Origin of the sequence: Evansella sp. AB-rgal1 (assembly GCF_041820985.1) — a bacterium.
GTDB lineage: Bacteria > Bacillota > Bacilli > Bacillales > Salisediminibacteriaceae > Evansella.
Window position 1 is genome coordinate 1 of record NZ_JBGUAU010000069.1, and the last position, 1,866, is coordinate 1,866.

Below are 1,866 nucleotides of genomic sequence, written 5' to 3' on the forward strand. Positions count from 1 at the left end.
ATCGAGTAGGAGGGGGTGACTAACCCCCGACCTCTCACACCACCGTACGTACCGTTCGGTATACGGCGGTTCATCTAAGTATGACGTAAGTGATTGTATCGATCTACTAGGCTTTTTAGCTTTTGTTTTCTCCAAAAGGCTAAATTAAGCGTAGTATGCAAAATTGGACTATTGGAGATGCGCCAATATTTCTTACGAGAATTTCCCCATTCATAGGCTTTTTCTCTTGGTACTCCTAGAGAAATAAGCCTTTTTACTTTTGTTCTGGGTAATTTCCACTGTTTCCATAGGCACATTCGAAGTCTTCGCCTTAGTGATTCATCTAATTGTTTAAAAGGAGTTGGCGTATCTGCCAACGAGAAATAGTTACACCATCCTACGAGATATTCATTTATTTTCTCAATTCGAATATCCATCGGAATTGACTTGGATCGAGATGTTAATTCCTTGATTCTACCTCTCGCTCTTTTCATACTTTCCTTTGCTATACGGATTTTAGGAGATCGATGAAAGGTAAAACTAAAACCTAGAAACTTTCGTTTCCATGGTCGGTCTACTGCACTCTTTTCATCATTCACTTTCAATTTAAGTTTCTTTTCAATAAAAGTGGTGATTGATTGTTTTACACGTAAGCCAGCTTTCTTTGTTTTCACGTAGATATTACAGTCATCCGCATAGCGGACAAATCTGTGCCCTCTTTTCTCTAGCTCTTTGTCCAACTCATCTAACATAATATTAGATAGTAAAGGACTTAAAGGACCTCCTTGAGGTACTCCCTCTTCGCTAATCACTTCAAGACCATTGATCATAATACCCGATTTTAGATATTTCCGAATCAGTTTTAGGATCGTTTTATCTTTCACCTTTTTCTCTATTAAACCCATAATCATATCGTGATTCACTTTATCGAAAAACTTTTCTAAGTCCATATCTATTACCCATCTATATCCTTCTTCCATATAGGACCTTGCTTCCTTTACTGCGTCATGGGCTCTTCTTCTTGGTCTAAAGCCATAACTGTGTTCAGAGAAGGCTGGATCGAAAATGGGAGTAAGTATTTGGGCAATAGCTTGTTGGATGAGTCGATCTGTCACGGTAGGAATGCCTAATAATCTGATACCACCATTCGGTTTCGGGATTTCGACTCGTCTGACTGGCATAGGTTCATAGGTTCCATCTCTTAGTGAATTTCGGATTTCTTCCCAGTTAAGTAGAAGGTGACCTCGTAGGGATTTTACTGTCATTCCATCTACACCGTGTTTCCCTTTATTCTTTTCGACTCGTTTTAAAGCCGATAACAGATTTTCCCGTGACAGTAATTCTCTCATCATTTCGATACTTCCTTTCTCGTGTCTATACGTTCTATTTGTGCCATTGCTTATTCCACCCTCTTAAAGCCCCCCATGGATTCACCATTTCCTTCTTTAAGTAAGTCTTTATAGATTGTCTGTGTCATCATAAACAATGAACGCCTAGTGTATAGTACTTCCTAGATGTTCCGTCCTTCTTCAAATGTCTTAAGCCATTTGAGTACTATGACGTCTGCTGACTTCTGACTGTTCAGCTATTCTTCACAAAATAGGTTACCGAGAGAGCTCGGCTTTTCAGTCAGACCTCCCCAGGTAAGAGTACAATCTTTCCCACCATCTATCTGCTTCATTTACTCTGTATCATCTTCGACAGAAAGGACTTTGTTTTGTTTGGCAAACTCATCCAATGATACCTAGCCTTATATGAAGTTCGTGTTCCTCAGACCGGTGGTTTGCCGCTCGCTTCCTTCAGATTCCACGTCGCCATGGACACCCTTGCGTTAAGCTAACTGCTACTTCTGTCTTCGCAGTTCGGGACTTTCACCCTATAGATTGC

The 1,866-nt window shown here is 40.4% G+C and carries 1 protein-coding gene; it reads right to left on the reverse strand.

Annotated features, from left to right (window positions below):
- Nucleotides 1–74: 74 nt before the first annotated feature.
- Complete coding sequence (gene ltrA / locus ACERII_RS25625) at nt 75–1,331, reverse strand: group II intron reverse transcriptase/maturase (protein ID WP_373645848.1); 1,257 nt, start codon at nt 1,329–1,331, stop codon at nt 75–77.
- Nucleotides 1,332–1,866: the final 535 nt, after the last annotated feature.